The following is a 25,749-nucleotide window of genomic DNA, read 5'->3' as shown; positions in this document are numbered from 1 at the left end:
GGTATCTTCTTGGTGTGTATGGAAATGACTTCGGCACCCCGTCCGATGATCCGGGCCGGGGAGCTGCGACAGACGCTCCTGAGGGCTTCGACGAGCTCCTCGCCACCGAAGGCCGGGTCGAGCCGCGCGACGCCATGCCGGAGGCCTACCGCAAGACCCTGATCCGCCAGATCGCCCAGCACGCGCACTCCGAGATCATCGGCATGCAGCCCGAGGGCAACTGGATCAGCCGCGCGCCGAGCCTGCGCCGCAAGGCCATCCTGATGGCCAAGGTGCAGGACGAGGCCGGCCACGGTCTCTACCTGTACGCCGCGGCCGAGACGCTCGGCGTCGACCGCGCCGACCTGCTCGACCAGCTGCACGACGGTCGCCAGAAGTACTCCTCGATTTTCAACTACCCGACGCTCACCTGGGCCGACATGGGCGCGATCGGCTGGCTCGTCGACGGTGCCGCGATCGTCAACCAGGTGCCGCTGTGCCGCTGCTCCTACGGCCCCTACGCCCGCGCCATGGTGCGGGTCTGCAAGGAGGAGTCGTTCCACCAGCGGCAGGGCTTCGAGATCCTGCACACGCTCTCCAACGGCACCGAGGCGCAGAAGGCGATGGCGCAGGACGCCGTCGACCGCTACTGGCTGCCCAGCCTGATGATGTTCGGCCCGCCCGACGACGACTCGCCCAACTCCGCGCAGTCGATGGCGTGGGGCATCAAGCGGTTCTCCAACGACGACCTGCGCCAGCGGTTTGTGGACATGACCGTGCCGCAGGCCGAGGTCCTCGGGCTTTCGCTGCCCGACGACGCCATCGCGTGGAACGACGAGACCGGCCACTACGACTTCTCGCCGATCGACTTCACCGAGCTGTTCGAGGTCATCAAGGGCAACGGCCCGTGCAACCAGCAGCGGATGGCCCACCGCACCGGCGCCCACAACGACGGCGCGTGGGCCCGCGAGGCTGCCTCGGCCTACGCCGCCAAGCAGGCTGCCCGCCTGGTGGCCGTGGCATGAGCGACTGGCCCCTCTGGGAGGTCTTCGTGCGCGCCCGCCGGGGCGTCTCCCACGTCCACGTCGGCTCGCTGCACGCACCCGACGCCGAGATGGCGCTGCGCAACGCCCGCGACCTCTACACCCGCCGCCAGGAAGGCGTCTCGGTGTGGGTCGTGCCGGCGTCGGCGATCTCCGCGTCGAGCCCCGACGAGCGCGACTCGTTCTTCGACCCGGCGGCCGACAAGGTCTACCGGCACCCGACGTTCTATGACGTCCCCGAAGGAGTCGAGCACCTATGAGCACCCCACGGGATTCTTCACCTACTCCGCTGCGCTCCTCCGGCGAACAATCCGGCGGGGGCCCCGTTCCTTCGGCCGACGTCCTGACCGGGCGACTCTTCGACTACGTCGTCGCCCTCGCTGACGACGCGCTCGTCAACGCCCAGCGGCTCGGCTGGTGGATCAGCCGGGCCCCGCAGCTCGAGGAGGACGTCGCCCTGGCCAACATCGGCCTCGACCAGCTCGGCCAGGCGCGGTCCCTGCTCGCCTACGCCGGTGAGGTCGAGGGCGCCGGCCGCTCCGAGGACGACCTCGCCTACTTCCGCGACGAGCGCTCCTTCCGCAACACCCTCCTCGTTGAGCGCTCGCAGGAAGACTTCGGCGTCGCCATGGCTCGGTTGCTCATCGTTTCGGCCTGGCAGTCCCACCTGTACGCCGCGTTGCGCGGCAGCACCGACGCGACCCTCGCGGCGGTGTCGGCGAAAGCCGTCAAGGAGGTGGCCTACCACCTCGACCACGCCGGCCGCTGGGTCGTGCGCCTCGGCGACGGCACCGACGAGTCGCATGCCCGCATGCAGGCCGCGCTCGATGCCGAGTGGCCGTTCCTCGAGGAGCTCTTCGACGGCTCGTTCATCGACCCGACGCTGATCGGCGACGGGGTGGCTGTCGATCCGGCGACCCTGCGCGACGCCGTACTCTCCACGATCGGCGCGGTCGTCGACGAGGCCACGCTCACGGTGCCCGACGTACGTCCCGCGCTCGGTGGCGGCCGATCGGGCCGGCACACCGAGCAGATGGGCTTCCTGCTCGCCGAGATGCAGCACCTCACCCGCTCCCACCCGGGGGCGACGTGGTGACCACGCGCACGCGGGCCTGGGCCGTCGCGGCCGGCGTGCCCGACCCCGAGATCCCGGTGGTCACCATCGAGGACCTCGGCATCCTGCGCGACGTCACCGAGGACGACATGGGCCGGGTGCACGTGCAGATCACTCCGACCTACTCCGGCTGCCCGGCCATGGAGGCGATCCGGCAGGACCTTGTCGAGCAGCTCAGCGACGCCGGCTACCGCCAGGTGGAGGTCGAGTTCGTGCTCGCGCCCGCCTGGACCACCGACTGGATGACCGACGAGGGCCGCGCCAAGCTCGAGGCGTACGGCGTCGCGCCTCCCGGCCCGCGTGCCGACCAGGTCACCGCGCTCACCCTCTCGGTGCGCTGCCCGCAGTGCGGGTCACCCGACACCCGCGAGTCGAGCCGCTTCGGATCCACGGCGTGCAAGTCGCTGTGGATCTGCAACGCGTGCCGCGAGCCCTTCGACCACTTCAAGGCGATCTGATGACGACCACCCCGGTGCGCCACCATGCGCTGTTCCATCCCCTCGCGGTGCGCAGCGTCGAGCCGCTCACCGACGACTCCGTCGCGATCACCTTCGACGTGCCCGACGACCTGCGCGACGAGTACGCCTTCACCGCCGGCCAGCACCTGACGATCCGCGGTGACGACGACGTACGCCGCAGCTTCTCCATCTGTACGTCGCCCTCCTCGGGCCTGCTGCGCATCGGGGTCAAGCGACTGCCGGGCGGTGTCTTCAGCGACGGCGTCGTCGGCGGCCTGAAGCCCGGCGACCAGCTCGACGTGATGACGCCCGCGGGTCGCTTCACCGTGACCCCAGACCCTGCCGTCGGCAAGCGCTACGTCGCCATCGCGGCGGGCTCCGGCATCACCCCGATGCTGTCGATCGTGGCTGCGCTGCTCGAGGGCGAGCCCGACTCCTTCGTGACGCTCATCTACGCCAACCGCACGGCTCGGTCGGTGATGTTCCTCGACGAGGTTCACGACCTCAAGGACGCCGACCCCATGCGCTTCCAGATCCTCCACGTCTTCAGCCGCGAGGAGACCGACGTCGAGCTGTTGTCGGGCCGTCTCGACGGCGAGCGGCTGCGCAGGATCCTCGACGCTTTCGTCCCGGTGGCCGACGTCGACGACTGGTTCGTCTGCGGCCCGCAGCCGATGGTCGACGAGCTGCGCACGGTGCTGAGCGACGTCGGCGTCACCCGCGTCCACACCGAGCTCTTCCACGCGGACACAGCCCCGACCCGGGCTGCGGTCACCGAGCTCAGCGGCACCGACGACGGCGCGGCCAGGGTCACCATCCGGCTCGACGGCAGGATCACCGACCTGTCGCTGCGCCCCGACGGCCCCAGCGTGCTCGAGGCGGCCACGACAGTGCGCAGCGACGTGCCGTTCGCGTGCAAGGGCGGCGTCTGCGGCACCTGCCGCGCCAAGGTCATCGAGGGCAGTGTCGCGATGGACGTCAACTACGCCCTCGAGCCCGAGGAGCTCGAACGCGGCTACGTGCTGACCTGCCAGTCTCACCCCACCTCCGAGCGGGTCGTGCTCGACTACGACGCCTGATCGCGCGACAGCAGCAGGCTGCCCACCGTGGCCAGCAGCAGCCCCACTGCGATGGCCGCACCCCACCCGTCGCGCACGCCGTCGCCGAGCCACGCGAGCCCGGCCAGCGCCGGCACGAACGTCTGCGCGGTGATCATCGGCGCGCTGGCCGTCGAGACCAGTGACCGGTCGAGGGCAAGCGAGTAGAGCCAGAACGCCAGCACGCCGAACGCCGGCACGGTGAGCGCCGCGGCCACGATCGCCGGCGAGAGCGGCACGTCGACGCCACGCACCGCCAGCGCGGATCCGGCGTAGCCGAGACCGGCCAGCCAGCCGAGCGTGAGGGCGCCGGCCCTGCGGGCCACCAGGCCGACGCCGAGGAGCAGGACCAGCCCGACCACCAGCCCCACGGCGTACGCCGTGCCGGTGATCGTGTCGCCGGCCGGCCCGGCGCCAACGGCCAGCAGCACCAGACCCGCAGTCACCGCGGCGACGGCGAGCCACCCTCGGCCCGAGAGCAGTTCGGAGAGCCGCGCGGACGCGAACGCCGTCACGGGCAGCGACAACGCGATGCTGGCCTGCGCGAGGTAGAGGGGGAGCAGCCAGATGGCCACGGCGTGCAGCAGGAAGCCCACGAGATACGCCGCGATGACCGCCAGCATCCACGGGTTGCGCGCGGCCCAGACGACGAACCCGGCCAGGCCCTGCGCGTTGCTCGAGTCGCGTCGTACGGCGTGGGCCTGGGCGACCGCCGCGAGCCCGAACAGGACCGCAGCAGCGACCCCGGCGAGCAGGCCGCCCGCCATGTCGGAGGTCACGATCAGCGGTAGTGCTCGGGCAGCGTCTGACCGATTTTGACCTGGGCTTTCGGCATCCGCATGAACTTCATCTGCAGCGCCCGCATGACGGCGTAGTAGGTGGTGCCCTTCAACGGGGCGTCGGGGAAGCGTCGGGTGAGCTCGCGGCGCAGCCGCATGCGCAGGAAGATCAGGTCGAGGATGACCAGCACCAGGGTGCCGAGCAGGATGACGTTGCCGATGCTGGCGAGGTAGAGGCTGCCGGAGTAGCCCAGCACCAGGGTCACCAACATCATCGGGATGAGCAGCTCGACGATGGAGAACCGGGCGTCGATGTAGTCGCGGATGAACCGTCGCTCGGGGCCCTTGTCACGCGTCGGGAGGTAGCGCTCGTCGCCCGACTTCATCGCCGCGCGCATCTTCTGGCTCGACTCCGACCGGTTGGCACGCTGGGCGGCGGCCACCTCCTTGCGGGTGCGCGGTGTCTTGGCCCGCGCCCTCCTGGCGGCCTCGGCTTCCTTCCGGGTGGGCGTTGGGCGACCCTTCGCACCGCGGCTCGAAGAGTCGGCCGGTGAGGTGCTGGCGGCGGGGGCAGAGTCGGACTTGGAGCGACGGAACAACGCAGGCCTCACGGTGGGTACGAACGAGTTGGACGACAGGAGTCGAATCGGCCCCTCAGCCTACCGGTCCGTCCTGTTCGCTCCCGCTTGCGTTTGGTCCTAGGGTGAGAACACGACCAGGAGTGACCGGCCCAGCCGATGGACGGCACCACGAAACAGGAGGGTCGCCACCTCATGAGCCTCATGCAACGCATCAGCCTGATCTTCCGCTCGAAGGCCAACAAGGCCCTCGACCGCGCGGAAGATCCCCGCGAGACGCTCGACTACAGCTACCAGCGCCAGCTCGACCTGCTGTCGAAGGTACGCCGCGGCGTTGCCGACGTCGCGACGAGCCGCAAGCGCGTGGAGCTCCAGGTCAACCAGCTCGAGGCACAGAGCGCGAAGCTCTCCGGCCAGGCCGAGAAGGCCATCGGGATGAACCGCGAGGACCTCGCCCGCGAGGCCCTGACCCGCAAGTCCGGGCTGACCAACCAGATCAACGACCTCAAGGCACAGCACGCCCAGCTCCAGCGCGAGGAGGAGAAGCTCACCCTCGCGCAGCAGCGCCTGCAGGCGAAGGTCGAGTCGTTTCGCACCCGCAAGGAGACGATCAAGGCGACCTACACCGCCGCCGAGGCCCAGACGCGCATCGGCGAGGCGATGTCGGGCATCGGTGAGGAGATGGGCGACGTCGGCATGGCCATCCAGCGGGCCGAGGACAAGACCGCCCAGATGCAGGCCCGCGCCGGCGCCATCGACGAGCTGATCGCCTCCGGCGCCCTCGACGACGCCTCCCAGGCCAACTCCGGCGACGACATCGCCCGCGAGCTCGAGTCGATGAGCTCGCAGGGCGATGTCGAGTCCGAGCTGGCCCGGCTGAAGGCGAAGTCGGCCCCGCAGGCCATCGAGGCGGGCGACGGCGACATCCTCAAGGACGAGGAGAAGCAGGTGGAGCGCGAGACCAGCGAAGGGGGCCCGGCATGATCGTCCGGATCCTCGGCGAGGGCCAGTTCGACCTCGCAGATGTTGCCCTCGAGCGTCTCAACAAGCTCGACTCAGCCGTAGAAGCAGCTGTCGAGTCCGGTGACGAGGAGTCGTTCCGCACGGCTTTGGACGCGCTGCTCGACGGCGTACGCACTGCCGGTGTGCCGCACGAAGCCGAGAGCCTCGACGAGTCCGACCTGATCCTGCCGCCGTCCGACGCCACCATCGACGAGGTCCGCCAGCTCCTCTCCGACGACGGCCTGATCCCCGGCTGAAATGGCAAGAACCCGTTTCATCAAGGATGCCGGGCTCACCTTCCGGATGACGGCGGTGATGTTCCTGCTCGGTGCGCTGTTCGTCGGCCTCGTCGTGGTCTTGATGTACCAGTTCTCGAGCGCTGCCCTCTTCATCGGCCTCGCCGGCATCGGCGTGGCTTTCTACCAGTGGTGGAGCTCCGACAAGGTCGCCATGCGAGCGATGCGCGCCCGCGAGGTGACCCCCGAGGAGGCGCCCGAGCTGCACGCCGTGATCGACCGGCTCTGTGCTCTGGCCGACATGCCCAAGCCGCGGGTGGGCGTCGCAGACATGGAGCTCCCCAACGCGTTCGCGACCGGCCGATCTCCCCAGCGCGCCGTTGTCTGCGTCACCACCGGCATCCTCGGCAAGCTCAACGCCGAGGAGCTGGAGGCCGTGCTTGCCCATGAGCTCTCGCACGTCGCCCACCGCGACGTACTCGTCATGACGGTGGCCTCCTCGGCCGGCATCGTCGCGGGCATGCTCACCCGTGGTGCGCAGTTCGGCGGCTTCGGGGTGGCCCGTCGCGGCAACAACAACAGCGGTGCCCCGGCGTTCATCATCGCCCTGGTCATCAGCCTCGTCGTGTACGCCGTGAGCTTCGTGCTGATGCGGATGCTCTCGCGCTACCGCGAGCTGTGCGCCGACAGGTCCGCGGCGTACCTCACGATGAAGCCATCGGCCCTGGCCTCGGCGCTGCAGAAGATCACCGGCGAGATCTCGACCATCCCGCAGAAGGATCTGCGTTCGAGCGCCGCGATGAACGCGTTCTTCATCGCCCCCGCGATCAGCGGTGTCAGCTGGAAGGCGATCACGTCCACCCACCCGTCGCTCGAGCAGCGCCTCGAGCAGCTCGCCAAGATCGAGGCCGAGCTCGGCCGCACGACGGGCTGATTCGTGCGCCTGTGGGACGCGGTGACCGGTCGGCACCGGATCAAGGGTCCCAACCTCGACTCGTTGTTCCTCATCCCGAGTGCGGCGATCACCCTGCAGACCGCTGCCGGCTTCATGCCCGCCGGGAGCGGGGCCGTGTGCTACCGCGCGGCCACGGGAGCGGCGTTTGCCCAGGCGCAGGCCGAGGTGGTCGCCCTCATCGACGAGGACTCCGAAGCACCCACGGTTACGACCACCACCGACTCGTTCGGCTTCACCTGGCTCGAGGTCACCGGTGCTGCCGACGACATGGCCGGTTTGTGCACCGACCTCCATGCCGTCAACTCGACCGTCGAGGCGCAGGGGTTCGGGGGCGGCCTGCTCTGCACGCTGGTGCCGTTTCGCGATGCGGCCGGCCGCACGTTCGGGCTGGTCTACCTCTACAAGCAGGGGACGTTCTACGCCTTCGCGCCGGTGCCCGGGCTGTCGGCGGGGGAGCAGCGGCGCGACAACCTGCTCGAGATCACCGTGCGTGACCACCTCCAGGCGGAGCTGCCTTTCGAGAAGGACCTGCACAGGTGGCTTGCCGTGTGGGATGCTCCGGGTTTGTGACCAAGGGGCATCAACGCAGCGCTGCCGTGGAGGAGTATCACCTCCTGCAGCAGCCCAAGCGAGCGGAGCTGAACGCGCTTGCCGAGCTGGCCGCGCGGATCTGTGGAGTGCCGATGGCGGCCATCACTGTGCTCACCGACGCCGGGCCCTACGGCGTTGCGTCGTTCGGGCTCGACGATGTGCAGGAGGCTGCGGCCGGCGCCGTACTGACGTCATCCCTCCTGGACGAGGGCCCGTTCGTAACCCCCGACACGGCTGCCGATCCCCGCTTCGCGACGAGCGTGTTCGTCAACGGCGAGCGTGCCGCCATCCGTTTCAGCGCGGCCCATCCACTGACCACGCCTGACGGCGTGCGGTTCGGCGTGCTGTGCGTCTTCGACGAGCAACCGCACGAGGTCGACCGGCAGGCCGACGACCTGGACCTCCTGGCCGATCGGGTGGTCGGCGTGTTCGAGCTCGAGCTTGCGTCGCGCCGGCTCTTCGAGGCGACCGAGGCGCTGGCTGTCGCGCAGGATGGCCTGGCCGACTTCGCCGGCACCGTCAGCCACGACCTCAAGAACCCGCTCGCCGCCGTCGCGATGTCGCTCGAGATCGCGCAGGACAACATCGACCCCGATGACGCACTGCTCATCTCGATGGTCTCCCGCGCCGAGCGCGGCGCCCAGCGGATGAAGGACATGATCGACGACCTGCTGTCCTTCGCGCGCCAGGGCAGCACGCCCGCCAAGCGCGATGTCGCGGTGGCTCATCTGGTCGAGGTCGCCCTCGGCGTACTCCCCGAGTCGGTCGACCGGTCGCTCGTCGAGATCGGCACGCTGCCGACCGTGATCGCCGACCCAGACCAGCTCCAGGTGGCGGTGGCCAACCTCCTCGACAACGCCGTGAAGTTCGTCCATCCAGACCGCCCCGTACGGGTGGTCGTCTCCGCCTCCGAGGACGCCGACGCCTGGACGATCTCCGTCGCCGACTCGGGTGTCGGCGTTCCCGAGGCCGAACGCGCCCGCGTCTTCGAACCGCTCGCCCGTCTCGACAAGTCGGTGCCCGGCACCGGACTCGGCCTCACCACGGCCCGACGCATCGTCAAGGCACACCAGGGCCGGATCTGGCTCGACGAGACCCCCGGCGGAGGCGCCACCGTGCACTTCACCCTGCCCCGCCCCTGACTCCCCGCGCAACGTCATACGAACCGTGGACCCGCTTCCACGATTCGGATGACCTCCTGACGTTTGGTCTTCCACAGGTCGCGAGGGTGGGGTGGTACGGCGCAGCGGGAACGGCCACGGTGAGTGCATGCCTGGCTCACCCGACCTCGACGACGCCCGCTTCGTGGCCGCTCGAGCGCTGGCGCAGGCGCAGGGGTCGATCGTGTCGCGGCGACAGCTCTACGCGCTGGGCATCACCAGGTGGGGGGTGGCCGGTCAGCTGCGGGCCAGACGATGGCAACGCGCGGGAGACCGGTCGGTGGCCCTGCACAACGCGGTCGTCGACGCGGTCGGCCACAGGTGGGTGGCCGTGTTTCAGGGTGGCCCGCGTGCCTGCCTGGACGGTGAGTCAGCACTCGTCGCCAGTGGGCTCGGGCGCTATGAGGAGCGGCGGGTCCGGGTGAGCGTGCCTCGCGGCGCACGCATCCGTCGTGACCGGCGCTACGACATCCGGCAGACGCGGCGGTGGGCGAGATCGACCTCGCCGGCGAACTTCGCCGACGGGGGCTGCCGGCTCCTGCACGGCAGGTGCTGCGCCGAGACCACCGGCATCGCTACTACCTCGACCTCTACTGGCCGGCGTACCGGGTGGTCGTCGAGGTCGACGGCATTCATCATGCCTGGGCGGAGAACGTCGTGGGCGATGCGCTGCGCCAGAACGCGCTGGCGATCGACGGTGACACGGTGCTGCGCCTGCCGCTCCTCGGCCTCCGTCTCCAGCCCGACGACTTCTTCGCCCAGATCGAGGCCGCGCTGCGAGCGGGCGGTCTTTCCGGTGCGGCCTGAGCCCAGGCGCCCGACGACGTCATACGGACCGTCGACCCCCTTCCACGATCCGGATGACGTCCCGGGCGGGCGGCTTGTCTCATCCCCTCCGCCCTAGGATTGGGACATGACCACCGTCGACCTCCCGCTGCTCCCGCTGGGCCGCGGCCGCGACCTCTCCGCCGAGCGTGGCGTCGAGTGCCCCGGCGACCTGCCTTCTGCCTCCGACCCCGACCTGGTCGCGCGGGCGCGCGCGGCCAAGGCGGCGCTGGGGGAGCGGGTGTTCGTGCTCGGCCACCACTACCAGCGCGACGAGGTCATCGAGTTCGCCGACGTCACCGGCGACTCCTTCAAGCTCGCGCGCGACGCGGCCGACCGGCCCGAGGCCGAGTTCATCGTGTTCTGCGGCGTGCACTTCATGGCCGAGTCGGCCGACATCCTCACCGGGCCGGAGCAGAAGGTCGTGCTGCCCGACCTCGCCGCCGGCTGCTCGATGGCCGACATGGCCCGCCTCGGCCAGGTCGAGGACGCCTGGGACGCGCTGGCCGACGCAGGCGTGCAGGACAGCGTCGTGCCCGTCACCTACATGAACTCCTCGGCCGACATCAAGGCGTTCTGCGGCCGCAACGGCGGTGTCGTGTGTACGTCGTCCAATGCCGACGTCGCCCTCGAGTGGGCCTTCGACCAGAAGGACGGCGCGAAGGTGCTCTTCTTCCCCGACCAGCACCTCGGCCGCAACACCGCCGTCCTCAAGATGGGCATTGCCCTGGAGAGCTGCGTCGTCTGGGACCCCCACCAGCCGTCGGGCGGACTCACGCCCGACCAGTTGCGCGCGGCGAAGATGATCCTCTGGAAGGGCCACTGCTCGGTGCACGGCCGCTTCTCGCCCGACGTCGTCGACCAGCTGCGCGAAAAGCATCCGGGCATCAACATCCTCGTTCACCCCGAGTGCACCCACGAGGTCGTGCTCAAGGCTGACCTGGTCGGGTCGACCGAGTTCATCATCAAGACCATCGAGGCAGCCGAGCCGGGCACCACCTGGGCGATCGGCACCGAGCTCAACCTCGTCAAGCGGCTGGCTGACGCGCACCCCGACAAGTCCATCGTCTTCCTCGACCGCAACGTCTGCTACTGCTCGACGATGAACCGCATCGACCTGCCGCACTTTGTGTGGGCGATGGAGTCACTGGTCGCCGGCAACATCGTCAACGTCATCGAGGTCGACCCGCAGACCGAGGTCGACGCAAAGGTCGCGCTCCAGCGGATGCTGGACCTGCCGGGCAAGTCACACCGCGACTGAACTGATCTACAGCAGCGAGCCATGGTGGATGTACGGCGCGGGCGGCTTCATGCCGCGCACGCCGAGGAAGCCGCGGGTGCGCAGCGACAGGCCGGCCGTCATGCCGACGTCGATGGCCCACTGGTTGGCGGCGGTGACGTGGTGGATCGACGTCTCGCCATCGGTCTCCGCGAGCGCCGCCCACAGTAGGTCGGTGGCGGTGCCGCGCGTTGTCGCCGCCAGCAGCGCGAGCCCGCGGTCGTCGAAATACGCGTAGCCCTCACCCATCCGGTGGTCGACGATGATCGCCCGGCACGTCTCCATGAGGTACTCGTGGTCCGACCCGTGCGCGGCACCGCGAGTCGCGCGGTCGACCGAGTCCATCATCGAGATGTCGCCGGGCGTCGCGTCGCGCACGCGCTCGACGGCCGGCAGGACATGGCGGTCGACCTCACCGGAGAGGTACATCTGCGGGTGCAGGTCGAAGCCGGCGAGCCGGTAGCGGCGGACGGCACGCGGGTCGTCGGACGCGCTGAGCATGCCGCGCAGCGAACCGCGGCTGTGGTCGAGTGCGATCGCGAGGAGCGCCTTGCCGAGGCCCTGGCCCTGCAGGTCGGTCCGGACGGCGTACGTCGCGAGGAACCAGGTGGTGTCCCGACGGAACGACGTCGCAAAACCGAGGACCTCGCCATCACGCTCGGCCACCCAGCAGCCCGCAGCGTCGGTCTCCAGGAACCGCAGCGTGCGGGTCACCCACAGCTCGCCGCGCGACTCCGAGCGCAGCTCCGGCGGGCCGGTGTCCGGCCGCGGGTTCGCGAGATCGACGGCGAGGAACGCCTCGGCGGAGAGCCGCTCGGCGACCGGCACGTCGGCCGCCGTCATCGGCCGGATCATCACGCCGGTGGGCACATCGGCCCTGATCGAGGGCTTGCTCATCGTCGGGTGCGTCATCGTGGTGGAAGCCTATGCGGGCCGGTGAGCGGGCGCATCTGAATCGTCAGGGAGGATGGGTGGATGCGAGTGCTGATCGCCCCCGACAAGTTCGCCGGCACGCTGACCGCGCGCGAAGCCGCCACCGCGATCGCGGCGGGGTGGGCGCGACGAGCGCCGGACGACGACCTCGACCTCGCGCCGATGTCCGACGGCGGGCCTGGTTTCGTCGACGTCCTGCACACGTCGATGGACGGGGAGCTCACCGCGGTGACGGTCCGCGGGCCGTACGCCGACCCCGTGCCCGCGACCGTGCTGGTCGTCGGCGACACGGCGTACGTCGAGAGCGCCCAGGCCTGCGGTCTCCACCTCACGAAGGAGGCTGGCGACCCCGAAGGCGCTTCGACGTACGGCGTGGGCGAACTGCTGCTGGCCGCCCGCGACGCCGGCGCGTCGACGATCATCGTCGGGCTCGGTGGCTCTGGCACGACCGACGGCGGCGCCGGCCTGCTCGCGGCCCTCGGGGCGACCGCCGACCGGCCGCTCGACGGGGGCTGCGCCGGTCTGAAGGGCGTGTCGGAGGTCGACCTGGCGCCCGCTCGCGCGGCTGTCGAGGGCCTGACGCTGGTGGCGGCCAGCGACGTCGACAACCCACTCACCGGCCTGTTCGGCGCGGCCAAGATCTACGGCCCACAGAAGGGCCTCCCCGAGGAGCGGCTCCCCGCGGTCGACGGCGTGCTGGAGGAGTGGGCGGCCGCGACCGACCGTCGTACGGCGCTCGGGAAAGGCGCCGGTGCTGCAGGCGGACTCGGCTTCGGGCTGCTCCTGCTGGGGGCCACGCGCGAGCCGGGCATCGGCATGGTCGTCGAGCGGGTCGGCCTGGCCGACCGCGCCCGCACCGCCGACCTGGTGATCACCGGCGAGGGCGCGTTCGACTTCTCCAGCGGCTCCGGCAAGGTGCCGTACGGCGTCGCCGAGGTCGCCGGTGCTGCGCTCCGGCCGTGCATCGCCCTCGCCGGCCAGGTCTCCGTCGGCTCCCGCGAGATGCGGACGCTGGGCGTCGAGTCGGCCTACGGCATGATCGACCTGGTGGGGGAGGAGCGCTCGTTCGCCGACCCGCACGGCGCCCTGGCCGACCTCGCCGAGCGGGTCGCCCGCACCTGGTCGCCCCGGTCGCCCGCGTAGTCCGGTCGACTCGGGGAATAACCCCACATGTGCGACCATTGGAACCTGTAACACCGCACCACCCTCAGACCACCCAGGGAGATCACATGACCGAGCAGCTCGAGACCACTGAAGAGCGTCGCACCGACCAGATCAACCTGAGCCCGGTGGCCGCAGACAAGGTCCAGAGCCTTCTCGCGCAGGAGGGTCGTGACGACCTCGCACTGCGCATCTCGGTGCAGCCCGGCGGCTGCTCCGGTCTGCGCTACCAGCTCTTCTTCGACGAGCGCACCCTCGACGGCGACGTCGTGACCGACTTCGACGGCGTGTCCGTGGTCGTCGACCGGATGAGCACCCCCTACCTCAACGGCGCCATGATCGACTTCGTCGACACCATCGAGAAGCAGGGCTTCACCATCGACAATCCCAACGCCGGCGGCTCCTGCGCCTGCGGTGACTCGTTCCACTGACGAGGACGCGCCAGCGGACTCGTCGATGGTGGTCGAGCGAGCGCCGCGACTGAGCTTGCGAAGTCGCGAATGCGCGTGTCGAGACCCGGTGAGGCGACAAGCGGCGTCCTCACAGCAAAGAGCCCCCGACCAGCAGGTCGGGGGCTCTCGTGCGTCGTGGGCGTCAGTCGAGGTGAAGGTGCAGCGCGTTGGCAAGCCGGGTGGCAGCCTTGCTGACCGAGATCTCGCGCTTGGCGATGTCGCGCGGGAAGTCCTCGAAGCGCAGGCTCGGCGGCTGCTGGGTGGCGGCCCTGGCGGCGCGCTCGAGGCGCAGGTTGGAGACGACGACCCGGGCGTCGTCGCGCATCTGGGCGGGCGTCGACAGCTCGTCGTACACGCGTGAGGTGCGGGGGGTGGGGGTCGCCATGTCCTCGACGGTAGGCGTTACCGATTGGTACTCCTAGCAGTCCCCGCAGGTAGGGTCTCGGCACATGTCGCTGCTCATCGCGGGATCCATCGCCACAGACCACCTGATGTCCTTTGCGGGCAAGTTCTCCGACTCGCTGGTCGTCGACCAGCTCGACAAGCTGTCGGTCTCCTTCCTCGTCGACGATCTCGACGTACGCCGCGGCGGCTGCGCCGCCAACATCTGCTTCGGCCTCGGCAACCTGGGCCTCAATCCGGTGCTCGTCGGCGCCGTCGGCGAGGACTTCGCTGAATACCGCGCCTGGCTCGAGCGGCACAACGTCGACTGCGACTCGGTGCACGTCTCCGAGACCAAGCACACCGCCCGCTTCGTGTGCACCAACGACCAGTCGATGGCGCAGATCGCGTCGTTCTACCCCGGCGCGATGAGCGAGTCCCGCCAGATCGAGCTCAAGCCGATCATCGACCGTGTCGGTCCCAGCGACTTCGTGCTGATCGGCCCCGACGACCCCGACGGCATGCTCCGTCACACCGACGAGTGCCGTGCGCGCGGCTACCGCTTCGTGGCCGACCCGTCCCAGCAGCTCGCCTTCGGCGACGGCGCCCTCATCCGTCAGCTCATCGACGGTGCCGACATCTTGTTCTCCAACGAGTACGAGGCTTCGCTGATCACGCAGAAGACCGGCTGGAGCGCCGACGAGGTGCTCGACCGCGTCGGCACCTGGGTCGTGACGCTCGGCCCCGACGGTGTGCGCATCGACGCCCGCGGCCGCGATTCGATCAGCGTGGGCGCCGTGCCCGAGATCGAGAAGGTCGAGCCGACCGGTGTCGGAGACGCCTTCAGGGCAGGCTTCCTTGCTGCGCTCGCCTGGGGCCTCGACCACGAACGCGCCGCCCAGCTCGGCTGCCTCGTTGCCGTCTACGTCGTCGAGCAGGTCGGCACACAGGAGTACGTCCTGTCCCGCGCGGACCTGCTCAAGCGCTGCGCCGACACGTACGGCGAGAAGGTCGCGGCCGACTTCGAGCCGCACCTCAAGACGATCCACGCCTAAGCGCTGCGTCGCACCACGTAGCGCGGTTCGCCGTCGCTTGCGGCATCCTCGCCGACGTACTCGTGACCGCGCATGCGACACCACGCCGGCACGTCGATGCGGGCCGCCGGGTCGCGGGTCACGACGGCGATCACTGCGCCTACCTCCACGTCGGTGATGTGGCGCGCGAGCTCGATGACGGGCATCGGGCACAAGAGGCCTCGGCAGTCGAGCTCGACATCGGGCGTCACAGCCCGACCCGCGCCCGTAGCTCGGTGACGACGTCGGGCAGGGCTGCCAGGAACGCCGACACGTCGTCGTCGGTGGTGCTGCGACCCACGGCGAGGCGGACGTTGCCGTGGGTGAGCACGCCCATCGCTGCAAGGACGTGCGACGGCTCCAGCGTGGAGGCCGTGCAGGCCGACCCGCTGGCGACCCCGAAGCCGCGTCGGTCGAGCTCGTGCACGAGCGCCTCGCCGTCGACGTACAGGCAGGAGAACGTGACGAGGTGGGGGAGCCGCAGGACCGGGTCGCCGACCACCTCCACGTCGGGCAGCCGGGCGACGGCGTGCCGGATGCGCTCGACCATCGCGAACTCGCGGGCGCCGCGCTCGGCGCTCTCCTCGACCACGGCCTGTAGCGCGGCGGCGGCGGCCAGCGCGGCCGGCACGTTCTCGAAGCCGCTGCTGCGCTCGTCGACCCGGTCGTCCGCGGGGAAGGCGTTGCGCCAGCGCGCGCCGGTGCGCACCAGCAGCACGCCGACCCCGGCCGGCCCACCCCATTTGTGTGCCGAAGCGGCCGCGACCGCCCAGCCGTCGGGCAGGGGCAGCCGACCCGTCGACGCGCACGCGTCGACGAACATCGGGATGTCAGTGGCCGCGGCGATCTCGGCGACCGGCTGCACGGTGCCGACCTCGTGGTTGGCGTGCTGCACCGCGAGCACGCCGACCGGCTCGTCGCCGGCGGAAAGTGCCTCCTGCACTGCCTCGGGTGTGATCAATCCGTGCGTCGTCACGCGAACGGCGAGGGTGGGCGCCTGCGCCCAGCGAGCCGCGTGCAGCACCGCCGAGTGCTCGACGGCCGAGTGCACGAGGGTGTGGCCCGCTCGTTCACGACCGCGCATCAGGCCCAGCAGCCCGCGGTGCACGGCGTCGGTGCCGCTGGACGTGAACGTCACCTCGCCCGTGCGTACGCCGAGGCTCGAGGCCACGACCTCGCGAGCATTGTCGAGGAGCAGCCGGGCCGTCCGGGCGCCGTGGTGGAGGCGACGCGGATCGGCGTACCCCTGGTCGATCGCCGACATCAGCACCTCGCGCGCGGCCGGGTGCATGGGCTCCGACGACGCGGCATCCAGATCGGCGTACGCCGGTCCCGCGGTGGGGGAGTTCGCGTCCCGGGCGGGAAAGGTCACACGCCGAACCTACCGGGCCACCCGCCCGCCATCGGCGGTGCCGATTCGGATAGTCTTCAAGCCATACGTGTTGGACCGAGAGAGAGGCTCGTTCGTGGGTCTGCAACTCCCGCAGCGTGCAGGAACGGCCCGTAAGAGGGCCGCGACTGCGACAGTGCTCGGACTCGCCCTGATGACCCTCACCAGTTGCGGCGACGCGTTCGACCGTGACCAGTGGGCCAACCTGGCGATGCCCGATCCGGCGACCGAGCAGGCGCCCTACACGCTCGAGCTCTGGCAGTGGTCGTGGGTGGCCGCGATGGCCACCGGCATCATCGTCTGGGGGCTGATCTTCTACACCGTCTGGCGCTTCCGTCGCCGCCACGCCGACGAGGTCCCGGTGCAGACGCGCTACAACCTGCCGCTCGAGATCTTCTACACGATCGCGCCGATCATGATGGTCGTCGTGTTCTTCTACTGGACCGTCGACGTCCAGAACAAGCTGGTCGCACTCGACCCCGACCCCGACCTCACCGTCGACGTCGTGGGCCAGAAGTGGTCGTGGACCTTCAACTACACCGAGCAGGGCGCGGACGGCCGCACGCCCTACACCGCCGGCACCGCGAGCTACATCCCGACGCTGGTGCTGCCCGTCGACCAGACCGTGCAGTTCAACCTGCAGTCGCCCGACGTGAACCACGACTTCGGCGTCGACGCCTTCTTGTTCAAGATGGACGTCATCCCGGGCCGCATCAACCAGTTCCAGGTGACGCCCAACAAGATCGGCGACTACCAGGGCAGGTGCTACGAGCTGTGCGGCACCTATCACTCGAAGATGCTCTTCGACGTCAAGGTGGTCAGCGAGGCTGACTACGCCAGCTACCTGGACGGCCTGGCCGACAAGGGATTCATCGCTGACCAGCCGCTGCTCGGTGGCGCCGACGCGCGCACCCAGGCTGGCCTCGACGACGCAGAAGGAGGCAGCGAGTGACCACCACAGACGCCCGCGTGGGCACTGGTGCCCCCGCCCGCAAGCCGCTCGGCCAGCAGGTGGTTCGCCTGCTCACCACGACCGACCACAAGCTGATCGGCAAGCTCTACCTCGGTACGTCGTTCGCCTGGTTCCTCGCGGCCGGCCTGATGGCCATGCTGATCCGCTCCGAGCTGGCCTTCCCGGGCCAGCAGGTCGTCAACGACGAGCTCTACAACCAGCTCTTCACCATGCACGGCACGATCATGCTGCTGCTCTTCGCGACGCCGCTGTTCTTCGGTTTCGGCAACGCGATCATGCCGCTGCAGATCGGCGCGCCCGACGTGGCGTTCCCGCGGCTGAACATGCTCAGCTACTGGCTGTTCCTCTTCGGCGGGCTGATCGCCGGCTCCGGCTTCCTCACCCCCACGGGCGCGGCGAGCTTCGGCTGGTTCGCCTACACACCGCTCTCCGGTGCCGTGCACTCGCCGGGCGTCGGTGGTGACCTCTGGATCATGGGTCTGTGGATGGCCGGCCTCGGCACCATCCTCGGCGCGGTCAACTTCATCACCACGATCATCTGCATGCGCGCGCCCGGCATGACCATGTTCCGGATGCCGATTTTCGTCTGGAACACCCTGGTCACCAGCCTGCTCGTGCTGATCGCGTTCCCGATCCTCGCCGGCGCGCTGCTCTCGCTGGAGGCCGACCGGCTGTTCGGCGCCCACGTCTTCGACACCGCCACTGGCGGCCCGATCCTGTGGCAGCACCTGTTTTGGTTCTTCGGTCACCCGGAGGTCTACATCATCGCGCTGCCGTTCTTCGGCATCGTCTCCGAGATCCTGCCTGTCTTCAGCCGCAAGCCGATCTTCGGCTACGTCGGCCTGGTCGGCGCCACGCTCGGCATCGCGATCCTCTCGATCGCCGTGTGGGCCCACCACATGTTCGTCACCGGTGCCGTCGACCTGCCGTTCTTCTCCGGCATGACCTTCCTGATCGCCGTACCCACCGGTGTCAAGTTCTTCAACTGGATAGGCACGATGTGGGGGGGATCTCTGTCCTTCGACACCCCCATGCTGTGGTCGATCGGCTTCCTGACGACGTTCCTCTTCGGTGGCCTGACCGGCGTCATCCTGGCCAGCCCGCCGCTCGACTTCCACGTCTCCGACTCCTACTTCGTGGTCGCGCACTTCCACTACGTCGTGTTCGGCACGGTGGTGTTCGCGATGTTCGCCGGCTTCTACTTCTGGTGGCCGAAGATGACCGGGCGGATGCTCGACGAGCGCCTCGGCAAGGTGCACTTCTGGCTGCTGTTCGTCGGCTTCCACACCACGTTCCTCGTGCAGCACTGGCTGGGCGTCGAGGGCATGCCGCGACGTATCGCCGACTACCTGCCCGCCGACGGCTTCACCACGCTCAACCAGGTCTCCACGATCGGTGCGTTCCTGCTGGGTGCCTCCACGTTGCCGTTCCTCTACAACGTCTACCAGTCGCGCAACTCGCCACTGGTCAATGTCGATGACCCGTGGGGCTGGGGTCGCTCACTCGAGTGGGCCACGTCCAGCCCGCCGCCGCGCCACAACTTCGTGACGCTGCCGCGGATCCGATCCGAGTCACCGGCCTTCGACCTGCACCACCCCGAGGTGGCGCTCATGGAGCTCGACGTCAACGACGCCGAGCGGCAGGGCCGTCCGGCCGACGCCCCAGACGTCGACGGGCGCAGGGAGATGCTCGAGGAACGCACCGAGCGCGACATCGACACCGACAACGGGGAGGGGCGCGCCTGATGAAGGTGGAAGCCTGGATCTTCATCATCACGACCATCTTCTTGGTGCTGGTCAGCCCGTCCTACTGGGTGATCACCGGCGACTGGACCGGCACGTCCGCGCTCACGATGGCGACGCTGCTGACCCTGATGGTCTCGCTCTACCTCGGCTTCCACGCCGCGAAGATGGAGCCGCGTCCCGAGGACCGCAAGGACGCCGAGATCTCCGATGGCGCCGGCGAGCTGGGCTTCTTCCCGCCGTACTCCTGGTGGCCGTTGTGGTGCGGGCTGACGCTTGCCGTGGTCGTCTTCGGCACCGCCATGAGCGCGTGGTGGATGGTCATCCTCGGCTTCACGCTGGGCGCCGTCGCACTGAGTGGCTGGATTTTCGAGTACTACCGCGGCGAGCACGCCCACTGAGCCCGTACGCCGTCCCTGCGGCGTGTGCGACCCCACGGCCGCGGATCAGGGGGATCGTGGGGTGCCGGGTTACTCTGGCATCGATTCGCGATCGCCTTCTGGGGGGAACCACACGCATGTCCGCATCCGTCTCGCGCCGCCGCCGTCTCGTGGTGGCAGTGATCGCCCTCGCCACAGCGACGGGTCTTGCCGCCTGCGACGCGGCCGACACGTTGACGGGCAGCGAGCCCGACGACTCGTCATCCTCGTCGGCACCCTCGACTCCAGCTGCGCCGAAGGTGAAGCTCGCCGCCGCCCAGAAGACCGGGCTGGCCATCGACCAGGGTCTCGTCTTCACCGCCGAGCAGGGCACCCTGCGCAAGCTCAAGGTCTCCTCGCCCGACGGGCCGCTCGAGGGCCAGGTCGGCGCGGACGGCCTGTCCTGGACAGCCACCGGTCGCCTCGAGCCAGGCACCACCTACACCGCGACCGGCCTCGCTGAGCGCGGCGACGGCTCCACCCAAAAGGTGCGCGCCACCGCTGCCACCCAGGAGCTGACACTCGACCAGCAGACCTACCCGTCGGTCGCGCCCCTGCAGGGCGAGACGGTCGGCGTCGGCATGCCCGTGATCATCACCTTCGACGTCGCGGTGACCGACAAGGCCGCGTTCGAGAAGCACATGTCGGTCAAGAGCACCCCCGCACAGCCTGGTGCCTGGCACTGGCTGAGCGACCAGGAGGTGCACTGGCGCCCGCGCACCTACTGGCAGGCCGGCACCGACGTCACCGTCGATGTCGACGTCAACAGCGTGCCGGCAGGCGGCGGTGTCTACGGCCAGGAGAGCCGCCAGGTCGGCTTCACCGTCGGCGACGCGGTGATCAGCAAGGTCAACGCGCAGACCCACCAGATGCAGACCTTCATCAACGGCGCGCTGGCCAAGACAACGCCGATCACCACCGGCAAGGCGGGGTTCACGACCCGTTCCGGCGTCAAGGTGATCATGGAGAAGTTCCGCAGCCGCCGGATGAACTCCGAGACCATCGGCATCGCCAACGACAGCGCCGAGGGCTACGACCTCGACGACGTCGAGTACGCCATGCGGGTGACCTACTCCGGCGAGTTCCTGCACGCCGCCCCGTGGTCGGTGGGCTCGCAGGGTCAGGCCAACGTCAGCCACGGCTGCACCGGCATGAGCACCGCCGACGCGAAGTGGCTCTACGACCGCTCCAAGCGCGGCGACGTGGTCGAGTACACCGGCACCGACCGCCCGATGACGCTGACCAACGGTTACGGTGACTGGAACGCGACGTTCCCCGACTGGAAGGCCGGCTCGGCCCTCTCCTGAGCCAAAGGTCAGGCCTCGAGCAGCTCGCGGACGCGTGGGATGACCTCGTCGCCGTACAGCGCGATGGCGTGCATCAGCTGCTCGTGCGGGAGCGGGCCGTTGCTGTACTTCAGATCGAAGCGTGAGAGGCCGAGGGTGCGCACGGTGTCGTCGATCTTGGCGGCGACCGTTTCGGGTGCGCCCACGAACAGCGCGCCGTGGTCGGCCTCGGCCTCGAAGTCCTCGCGGGTGGCCGGCGGCCAGCCGCGCTCACGCCCGATGCGGTCTCGGTTGACCTTGAAGTGCGGGAAGAGTCGCTCGCGTGCCTCGGCGTCGGTGTCGGCGACGAAGCCGGGGGAGTGCACGGCGACCGGCAGCACCTCCTTGCCGAGCTCGGTGAGCGCCCGCCGGTAGAGATCGGCGTACGGCGCGAAGCGGCCGGGCTCGCCACCGATGATCGCGAGCATCATCGGGATGCCGTACCTGGCCGCACGCACCACCGACTCCGGGGACCCGCCCACACCGATCCAGGTCGAGAGCCGGCCGGAGTCCGTCTTCGGGTAGACGTCGGCGTCGACCAGGGGCGGTCGGGTGCGTCCCGACCACGAGACCGGGGTCTCGGCCAGGAGGGCGTGGAGCAGGTCGAGCTTCTCCTCGAAGAGCACCTCGTAGTCGGCCAGGTCGAAACCGAACAACGGGAACGACTCGGTGAACGAGCCGCGACCCAGGGTGATCTCGGCCCGGCCCGACGAGATGGCGTCGAGGGTGGCGAACTTCTCGAAGACCCGCACCGGGTCGTCGGAGGAGAGCACAGTGACCGCGGTGCCGAGCAGGATCCGCTCGGTGCGCGACGCGGCGGCCGCCAGCACGATCTCCGGCGCGGAGACCGCGTAGTCGTCACGGTGGTGCTCACCGACGCCGAACGCGTCGACGCCCACCGAGTCGGCCAGCACGGCCTGCTCGACGGTGTTGCGCAGCACCTGCGCGTGGGAGAGCCGGTCGCCGCGCTGGTCGACGGTGACGTCGCCGAAGGTGTCGAGACCGAAGCTAACCGTGCTCAGTGGATCCTCCTCGACAGATCAGGGCCCGGCCATCGCTGGTCCGGGCCCTGATCTGGGTTGCGTGGTGTCTCGTGCCGCTCAGTGCGAGCGGAGCTCCTCGCCGTCGACGGCGTGGTGGCCGTCGAACTGGTGGCCGTCGACCGCGTGGTCGAGGCCGGCCTGGAGCTCGTGCTCGTGATCGGCGTGGTGGTGCGCCTCGTCGAGCTCCTCGGCCGTCGGCTTCTGCACGTTGTCGGAGTACATCGCCTTCGACAGCTTGGCGCGCAGGGCGTTGGCACGGGTGCCGGGTGCGGCCACGCCGTTGGCGTCGACGTCGGACTCGAGCTCGTAGATCTCGTCGCGCTCCCGGGCGGTGAGCGTGTAGGCACGCTCCTCGCTGATCGGCAGGTGCCGCTCGGAGTAGCCACCGTCTGCCGACCGCATGATGATGCCGGACTCGTAGCCGTGGAGCAGCGTGTCGTTGTCGTGACGCTGGAGCGAGATGCACCAGCGGCGCGTGATGATGAACGCGATCAGGGGACCGATGAAGACGGCACCGCGCATGAAGTAGGTGATCTGGTTGATGCTCAGATCGAGCTTGATGGCGATGATGTCGTTGCCGCCGGCGGCCCAGGCGAGGCCGTAGAAGGTCATCAGCGAGACCATGACGGCCGTGCGGGTCGGGGCGTTGCGCGGGCGCTGGAGCAGGTGGTGCTCGCGCTTGTCACCGGTGATCCAGGCCTCGACGAACGGCAGCACGATCAGGATCGTGAGCATCAGCGGGGGCAGGATCAGGATCGGGATCATGACGTTCCACGAGATCGTGAAGCCGAAGATCACCGACTCGATGCCCGGCATGATGCGCAGCAGCCCGTCGGGCCAGCCCATGTACCAGTCGGGCTGGGAGCCGGCCGTGACCTTGGTCGGGTCGTAGGGGCCGAACTTCCACACCGGGTTGATCGTGAGCAGCGCGCCCATGACCGCGACCATGCCGAAGACGATGAAGAAGAACCCGCCCGCCTTGGCGGCGTAGACCGGCAGCATCGGGAAGCCGACGACGTTCTTCTCGGTGCGTCCGGGCCCGGGCCACTGCGTGTGCTTGTGGTAGACGAGCAGCAGCATGTGGGCGGCGATCAGGGCCAGCAGGATGCCGGGGATCAGCAGCACATGGATGGTGAACAGGCGCGGGATGATCGCGTCACCCGGGAACTCGCCACCGAAGAGGAAGAACGACATGTAGCTGCCCACGACGGGGGTGGCTTTCAGGAAGCCGTCAGCGGCCCGGATGCCCGTGCCGGAGAGCAGGTCGTCGGGCAGCGAGTAGCCGGTGAAGCCCTCGAGCGTGCCGAGGAGGAGCAGCAGGCAGCCGATGACCCAGTTGAGCTCACGCGGTTTGCGGAAGGCACCGGTGAAGGCCACGCGCAGCAGGTGCACCATCATCGCGGCGACGAAGAGCATGGCCGCCCAGTGGTGCATCTGACGCATCAGCAGGCCGCCGCGGACGTCGAAGGAGATGTCGAGCGTGGAGGCCATCGCCTCGGACATGTGGATGCCGCGGAGTTGGTCGTAGGAGCCGTTGTACTGGACCTCGCCCATGCTGGGGGTGAACCACAGCGTCAGGAACACGCCGGTCAGCAGCAGGACGACGAAGCTCCACAGCGCGATCTCGCCGAGCATGAACGACCAGTGGTCGGGGAAGACCTTGCGCAGGTTCTTCTTGGCGAGGGTGGCCAGGCCCAGGCGCTCGTCGGCCCAGGTCGCGATGCTGCCGGCCCGGCCGCTGCTGCTCTTGGGCGTTGCGGGCTTGCCGGCGTTGGTCGTGGCCACCTTGCTGGTGTCGACGCTCATTGCCTCTCACGCTCCCAGTAACTGGCCCCGATGGGCTCCTTGAAGCCGCTCTGTGCAACAAGATACCCCTCGTCATCGACAGCCAAGGGCAGCTGCGGAAGGGGACGGGCGGCAGGGCCGAAGATGACCCGCGCCGAGTCGGCGAGGTCAAAGGTTGATTGATGGCACGGGCACAGCACGTGGTGCGTGGTGCGCTCGTACAAGGAGATCGGGCAGCCCACATGGGTGCAGATCTTGGAGTAGCAGATGATCCCGTCGATCGACCAGTTGTCGCGGCCGCGGCCGGGCAAGATGTCGTCAGGCTCCATCCGCACGATGATGATCGCGCCCTTGGCCTTCTCGACCTGCAGCTCGACGCCCTCGATCTCGTCGTAGCCGTTCTCCTCGGTGGGGAACAACGCCTCCGGAGCGGCGTTGATCAGGTCGCCGACCTCGATCTCGGACGCCTTGATCGGCGTACCGACGACGTCGCGGACCAGGCGCATGCCCGGCTCCCAGATCGTCTGGGAGAGCTTCTTGCCGGGGAGTGGACCCAGGTCACGCAGGAGTACGACGGCAGGCAGGCCGAGCAGGCCGACAGCACCGAGCAGCGAGTTACGCACCAGCGGACGCCGCCCGATGCCGGACTCCTGGAGACCGGCGTCGAGAGCCTCGAGCGTGGTCTTGCGGTCGTCGTCGGAGGAACCGGCGGGGTGGCGCATCTCGATGATCTCGTGGTCACTCATCAGCTTGCGGGCCCACTGGATGATGCCGATGCCGATCAGGAGCAGGGCGCCACCGAGCGAGAGCCCGAGGGCAAGCGTGGACGCACCCAGACCGGCGAACGTGTCGACGCTGTCGCCGATGTCGAGGGTGACGTAGGCGACGACGAACAGCACCGCGCACACCATCGAGAGGAAGAACAGCGACGCGATCTGGCGCTCGGCGCGCTTGTCGGCACGCTCATCGACGTCGGTCGGACGCCACACGTGTGCCGGCAGACCGGGGTCGGCGATGGGTTCCTGCCTGGTGGCGGGCACTGCACTGTCGTCTGAGCCGACTGCAGGCACGGATTCGTGCTTGTCGCTCATGCTTCCACCTTCTCCTTGGTGCTACGCGTGGTGTGCGCCGCGATCCAGACGGCGAAGCCGACGAGGCCGCCGATGCCGAACAGCCAGGCGAACAGGCCCTCCGAGACGGGGCCGAGGCCACCGAGGCCGAACCCGCCGTACTCGGGGGTCTCCTCGATGCTGCCGAGGTAGGCGATCACGTCGCGCTTCTCGTCGGGTGAGAGGTTGCCGTTGCTGAAGGTCGGCATGTTCTGCGGGCCGGTCAGCAGCGCCTCGTAGATGTAGCGGGGCTCGACGCCGTGCAGCGACGGGGCGTAGCCGCCGCGGGGCATGGCGCCACCGGAGCCGTTGAAGTTGTGGCACGCCGTGCAGTTGGTGAGGAAGATCTGGCCGCCACGGACGATGGCTGCCTGTCGCTCCTCGTCGGTGAGGCCGTCGATGCTGTAGTCGCCAGACGTGGGGACCGCCGGGCCGGGGGCCAGCGACGCGACGTACGCCGCAAGGGCGTCGACCTCCTCGTCGGAGTAGGTGACCTTCTTGCGCGGGACCTGGGCGCCGGGCTGGGCCATCGGCATCCGGCCGGTGCCGACCTGGAAGTCGACGGCGGCAGCGCCGACGCCGACGAGCGAGGGACCGATCTGCTTGCCGTCACGGACGGTGGGGATGCCCTCGCCGTTCTGGCCGTGGCAGAAGGAGCAGCCCACGAGGAACAGCTCACGGCCCTGGGCGGCGAGCTCGGCATCGCTCTCCTGGTCCTGCGCCTGGGCAGGGGAGAAGGCGGTATAGAGACCGCCGGTGAGCAGGAGGCCGAGGAGCAGGAGCACGACACCGGCGAGGGGGCCTCGGCGGTGCCGGGAGAGACGGCCTGCGGTTCGGTTCAGGAGACGCACATCAAGTCCTTGTCAG

29 protein-coding genes are annotated in these 25,749 nt (G+C 69.3%); 19 read left to right on the top strand and 10 right to left on the bottom strand.

The features are described 5' to 3' along the window. Positions 1-14 precede the first annotated feature (14 nt). From paaA to paaE, 5 genes are read left to right on the top strand one after another with little or no spacing between them, the layout of a single operon-like run. Positions 15-1,004 carry a 1,2-phenylacetyl-CoA epoxidase subunit PaaA gene (paaA, locus tag H4Q84_RS04690; RefSeq protein WP_248582248.1) on the top strand — a complete coding sequence of 330 codons (990 nt, stop codon included), beginning with the start codon at positions 15-17 and terminating at the stop codon, positions 1,002-1,004. Then, positions 1,001-1,282 carry a 1,2-phenylacetyl-CoA epoxidase subunit PaaB gene (paaB, locus tag H4Q84_RS04685; RefSeq protein ID WP_248582247.1) on the top strand — a complete coding sequence of 94 codons (282 nt, stop codon included), beginning with the start codon at positions 1,001-1,003 and terminating at the stop codon, positions 1,280-1,282. The genes paaA and paaB overlap by 4 nt, the downstream gene beginning before the upstream one ends. Continuing rightward, entirely contained in the window at positions 1,279-2,118 is an 840-nt protein-coding gene (gene paaC / locus H4Q84_RS04680) for a 1,2-phenylacetyl-CoA epoxidase subunit PaaC (protein ID WP_248582246.1), read from the top strand. The genes paaB and paaC overlap by 4 nt, the downstream gene beginning before the upstream one ends. After that, positions 2,115-2,594, top strand: coding sequence for a 1,2-phenylacetyl-CoA epoxidase subunit PaaD (paaD, locus tag H4Q84_RS04675; protein WP_248582245.1), 480 nt, complete (start codon positions 2,115-2,117; stop codon positions 2,592-2,594). The genes paaC and paaD overlap by 4 nt, the downstream gene beginning before the upstream one ends. Continuing rightward, the gene (gene paaE, locus H4Q84_RS04670) at positions 2,594-3,673 is read left to right on the top strand and encodes a 1,2-phenylacetyl-CoA epoxidase subunit PaaE (RefSeq protein ID WP_248582244.1); all 1,080 of its coding nucleotides are present in this window, start codon (positions 2,594-2,596) and stop codon (positions 3,671-3,673) included. Before paaD ends, paaE begins: the two co-directional genes overlap by 1 nt. On the opposite strand, the gene H4Q84_RS04665 is transcribed toward paaE, so the two are convergent. Both H4Q84_RS04665 and H4Q84_RS04660 read right to left on the bottom strand, forming a co-directional pair. After that, positions 3,661-4,470 carry a hypothetical protein gene (locus H4Q84_RS04665; RefSeq protein WP_248582243.1) on the bottom strand — a complete coding sequence of 270 codons (810 nt, stop codon included), beginning with the start codon at positions 4,468-4,470 and terminating at the stop codon, positions 3,661-3,663. The two genes, paaE and H4Q84_RS04665, sit on opposite strands and share 13 nt — an antisense overlap. A gap of 2 nt (positions 4,471-4,472) precedes the next feature. Next, positions 4,473-5,081 carry a DUF3043 domain-containing protein gene (locus H4Q84_RS04660; protein WP_248582242.1) on the bottom strand — a complete coding sequence of 203 codons (609 nt, stop codon included), beginning with the start codon at positions 5,079-5,081 and terminating at the stop codon, positions 4,473-4,475. 162 nt (positions 5,082-5,243) lie between these two features. Here H4Q84_RS04660 and H4Q84_RS04655 point away from each other — a divergent pair, with 162 nt between their 5' ends. From H4Q84_RS04655 to nadA, 7 genes are all read left to right on the top strand, one after another. After that, the gene (locus H4Q84_RS04655; protein ID WP_248582241.1) at positions 5,244-6,032 is read left to right on the top strand and encodes a PspA/IM30 family protein; all 789 of its coding nucleotides are present in this window, start codon (positions 5,244-5,246) and stop codon (positions 6,030-6,032) included. Further along, the gene (locus H4Q84_RS04650) at positions 6,029-6,307 is read left to right on the top strand and encodes a hypothetical protein (protein WP_248582240.1); all 279 of its coding nucleotides are present in this window, start codon (positions 6,029-6,031) and stop codon (positions 6,305-6,307) included. The genes H4Q84_RS04655 and H4Q84_RS04650 overlap by 4 nt, the downstream gene beginning before the upstream one ends. A 1-nt stretch (position 6,308) precedes the next feature. Further along, a complete protein-coding gene (gene htpX / locus H4Q84_RS04645; protein WP_248582239.1) occupies positions 6,309-7,220 on the top strand; it encodes a zinc metalloprotease HtpX in 912 nt (303 codons plus the stop codon). Between the two features lie 3 nt (positions 7,221-7,223). After that, entirely contained in the window at positions 7,224-7,811 is a 588-nt protein-coding gene (locus tag H4Q84_RS04640; RefSeq protein ID WP_248582238.1) for a hypothetical protein, read from the top strand. Further along, entirely contained in the window at positions 7,808-8,974 is a 1,167-nt protein-coding gene (locus H4Q84_RS04635; RefSeq protein WP_248582237.1) for a GAF domain-containing sensor histidine kinase, read from the top strand. Before H4Q84_RS04640 ends, H4Q84_RS04635 begins: the two co-directional genes overlap by 4 nt. Before the next feature lie 504 nt (positions 8,975-9,478). After that, positions 9,479-9,799: a DUF559 domain-containing protein gene (locus tag H4Q84_RS04630; protein ID WP_248582236.1), complete on the top strand. Its 321-nt coding sequence runs from the start codon at positions 9,479-9,481 to the stop codon at positions 9,797-9,799. A 106-nt stretch (positions 9,800-9,905) separates the two neighbouring features. Then, positions 9,906-11,078, top strand: coding sequence for a quinolinate synthase NadA (gene nadA / locus H4Q84_RS04625; protein ID WP_248582235.1), 1,173 nt, complete (start codon positions 9,906-9,908; stop codon positions 11,076-11,078). Positions 11,079-11,084: 6 nt separating this feature from the next. Here nadA and H4Q84_RS04620 read toward each other — a convergent pair whose 3' ends face one another. Then, the gene (locus H4Q84_RS04620) at positions 11,085-12,008 is read right to left on the bottom strand and encodes a GNAT family N-acetyltransferase (RefSeq protein ID WP_248582234.1); all 924 of its coding nucleotides are present in this window, start codon (positions 12,006-12,008) and stop codon (positions 11,085-11,087) included. 63 nt (positions 12,009-12,071) lie between these two features. Between H4Q84_RS04620 and H4Q84_RS04615 the strand changes: the two genes are divergently transcribed. Then, positions 12,072-13,172 carry a glycerate kinase gene (locus H4Q84_RS04615; protein WP_248582233.1) on the top strand — a complete coding sequence of 367 codons (1,101 nt, stop codon included), beginning with the start codon at positions 12,072-12,074 and terminating at the stop codon, positions 13,170-13,172. 86 nt (positions 13,173-13,258) lie between these two features. Then, entirely contained in the window at positions 13,259-13,621 is a 363-nt protein-coding gene (locus H4Q84_RS04610; protein ID WP_248582232.1) for an iron-sulfur cluster assembly accessory protein, read from the top strand. Between the two features lie 163 nt (positions 13,622-13,784). Here the strand turns inward: H4Q84_RS04610 and H4Q84_RS04605 are convergent, their stop codons facing one another. Further along, on the bottom strand, positions 13,785-14,027 hold the full coding sequence (locus H4Q84_RS04605) for a hypothetical protein (protein ID WP_248582231.1): 243 nt from the start codon (positions 14,025-14,027) through the stop codon (positions 13,785-13,787). A gap of 64 nt (positions 14,028-14,091) precedes the next feature. On the opposite strand from H4Q84_RS04605, the gene H4Q84_RS04600 reads away from it, so the two are divergent. After that, positions 14,092-15,078 carry a carbohydrate kinase family protein gene (locus tag H4Q84_RS04600; protein WP_248582230.1) on the top strand — a complete coding sequence of 329 codons (987 nt, stop codon included), beginning with the start codon at positions 14,092-14,094 and terminating at the stop codon, positions 15,076-15,078. Here the strand turns inward: H4Q84_RS04600 and H4Q84_RS04595 are convergent. Both H4Q84_RS04595 and H4Q84_RS04590 read right to left on the bottom strand, forming a co-directional pair. Next, entirely contained in the window at positions 15,075-15,308 is a 234-nt protein-coding gene (locus H4Q84_RS04595) for a sulfurtransferase TusA family protein (RefSeq protein ID WP_282580311.1), read from the bottom strand. The genes H4Q84_RS04600 and H4Q84_RS04595 overlap by 4 nt on opposite strands. Continuing rightward, a complete protein-coding gene (locus H4Q84_RS04590; RefSeq protein ID WP_248582228.1) occupies positions 15,305-16,468 on the bottom strand; it encodes an aminotransferase class V-fold PLP-dependent enzyme in 1,164 nt (387 codons plus the stop codon). The genes H4Q84_RS04595 and H4Q84_RS04590 overlap by 4 nt, the downstream gene beginning before the upstream one ends. Before the next feature lie 172 nt (positions 16,469-16,640). Here H4Q84_RS04590 and coxB point away from each other — a divergent pair, with 172 nt between their 5' ends. From coxB to H4Q84_RS04570, 4 genes are all read left to right on the top strand, one after another. Then, positions 16,641-17,438 (top strand): cytochrome c oxidase subunit II, encoded by a 798-nt coding sequence (gene coxB / locus H4Q84_RS04585; RefSeq protein WP_248582227.1) that lies wholly within the window; start codon positions 16,641-16,643, stop codon positions 17,436-17,438. After that, positions 17,435-19,204, top strand: coding sequence for a cytochrome c oxidase subunit I (ctaD, locus tag H4Q84_RS04580; RefSeq protein WP_248582226.1), 1,770 nt, complete (start codon positions 17,435-17,437; stop codon positions 19,202-19,204). The genes coxB and ctaD overlap by 4 nt, the downstream gene beginning before the upstream one ends. Then, complete coding sequence (locus H4Q84_RS04575; RefSeq protein ID WP_248582225.1) at positions 19,204-19,602, top strand: cytochrome c oxidase subunit 4; 399 nt, start codon at positions 19,204-19,206, stop codon at positions 19,600-19,602. Before ctaD ends, H4Q84_RS04575 begins: the two co-directional genes overlap by 1 nt. Positions 19,603-19,718: 116 nt before the next feature. Continuing rightward, a complete protein-coding gene (locus tag H4Q84_RS04570; RefSeq protein ID WP_248582224.1) occupies positions 19,719-20,927 on the top strand; it encodes an Ig-like domain-containing protein in 1,209 nt (402 codons plus the stop codon). Positions 20,928-20,935: 8 nt separating this feature from the next. On the opposite strand, the gene H4Q84_RS04565 is transcribed toward H4Q84_RS04570, so the two are convergent. From H4Q84_RS04565 to H4Q84_RS04550, 4 genes are all read right to left on the bottom strand, one after another. Then, complete coding sequence (locus H4Q84_RS04565; RefSeq protein WP_248583609.1) at positions 20,936-21,967, bottom strand: LLM class flavin-dependent oxidoreductase; 1,032 nt, start codon at positions 21,965-21,967, stop codon at positions 20,936-20,938. A 78-nt stretch (positions 21,968-22,045) separates the two neighbouring features. Next, entirely contained in the window at positions 22,046-23,794 is a 1,749-nt protein-coding gene (locus tag H4Q84_RS04560; RefSeq protein WP_248582223.1) for a ubiquinol-cytochrome c reductase cytochrome b subunit, read from the bottom strand. Then, complete coding sequence (locus tag H4Q84_RS04555) at positions 23,791-24,864, bottom strand: Rieske 2Fe-2S domain-containing protein (protein ID WP_248582222.1); 1,074 nt, start codon at positions 24,862-24,864, stop codon at positions 23,791-23,793. The genes H4Q84_RS04560 and H4Q84_RS04555 overlap by 4 nt, the downstream gene beginning before the upstream one ends. Beyond that, on the bottom strand, positions 24,861-25,724 hold the full coding sequence (locus H4Q84_RS04550) for a cytochrome c (RefSeq protein WP_248583608.1): 864 nt from the start codon (positions 25,722-25,724) through the stop codon (positions 24,861-24,863). Before H4Q84_RS04550 ends, H4Q84_RS04555 begins: the two co-directional genes overlap by 4 nt. Positions 25,725-25,749 lie beyond the last annotated feature (25 nt).

This window comes from Nocardioides sp. InS609-2 (assembly GCF_023208195.1).
GTDB lineage: Bacteria > Actinomycetota > Actinomycetes > Propionibacteriales > Nocardioidaceae > Nocardioides.
The sequence above is the reverse complement of the archived record's forward strand: the minus strand, read 5'-3'. Positions and strand labels throughout refer to the sequence as shown.

Coding starts and splice junctions, on each gene's coding strand:
- paaB (WP_248582247.1), top strand. CDS start 1,001: ATGAGCGACTGGCCCCTCTGGGAGGTCTTCGTGCGCGCCCGCCGGGGC.
- paaC (WP_248582246.1), top strand. CDS start 1,279: ATGAGCACCCCACGGGATTCTTCACCTACTCCGCTGCGCTCCTCCGGC.
- paaE (WP_248582244.1), top strand. CDS start 2,594: ATGACGACCACCCCGGTGCGCCACCATGCGCTGTTCCATCCCCTCGCG.
- H4Q84_RS04655 (WP_248582241.1), top strand. CDS start 5,244: ATGAGCCTCATGCAACGCATCAGCCTGATCTTCCGCTCGAAGGCCAAC.
- H4Q84_RS04650 (WP_248582240.1), top strand. CDS start 6,029: ATGATCGTCCGGATCCTCGGCGAGGGCCAGTTCGACCTCGCAGATGTT.
- htpX (WP_248582239.1), top strand. CDS start 6,309: ATGGCAAGAACCCGTTTCATCAAGGATGCCGGGCTCACCTTCCGGATG.
- nadA (WP_248582235.1), top strand. CDS start 9,906: ATGACCACCGTCGACCTCCCGCTGCTCCCGCTGGGCCGCGGCCGCGAC.
- H4Q84_RS04620 (WP_248582234.1), bottom strand. CDS start 12,008: ATGACGCACCCGACGATGAGCAAGCCCTCGATCAGGGCCGATGTGCCC.
- H4Q84_RS04615 (WP_248582233.1), top strand. CDS start 12,072: ATGCGAGTGCTGATCGCCCCCGACAAGTTCGCCGGCACGCTGACCGCG.
- H4Q84_RS04610 (WP_248582232.1), top strand. CDS start 13,259: ATGACCGAGCAGCTCGAGACCACTGAAGAGCGTCGCACCGACCAGATC.
- H4Q84_RS04605 (WP_248582231.1), bottom strand. CDS start 14,027: ATGGCGACCCCCACCCCCCGCACCTCACGCGTGTACGACGAGCTGTCG.
- H4Q84_RS04600 (WP_248582230.1), top strand. CDS start 14,092: ATGTCGCTGCTCATCGCGGGATCCATCGCCACAGACCACCTGATGTCC.
- coxB (WP_248582227.1), top strand. CDS start 16,641: ATGACCCTCACCAGTTGCGGCGACGCGTTCGACCGTGACCAGTGGGCC.
- H4Q84_RS04575 (WP_248582225.1), top strand. CDS start 19,204: ATGAAGGTGGAAGCCTGGATCTTCATCATCACGACCATCTTCTTGGTG.
- H4Q84_RS04570 (WP_248582224.1), top strand. CDS start 19,719: ATGTCCGCATCCGTCTCGCGCCGCCGCCGTCTCGTGGTGGCAGTGATC.
- H4Q84_RS04560 (WP_248582223.1), bottom strand. CDS start 23,794: ATGAGCGTCGACACCAGCAAGGTGGCCACGACCAACGCCGGCAAGCCC.
- H4Q84_RS04555 (WP_248582222.1), bottom strand. CDS start 24,864: ATGAGCGACAAGCACGAATCCGTGCCTGCAGTCGGCTCAGACGACAGT.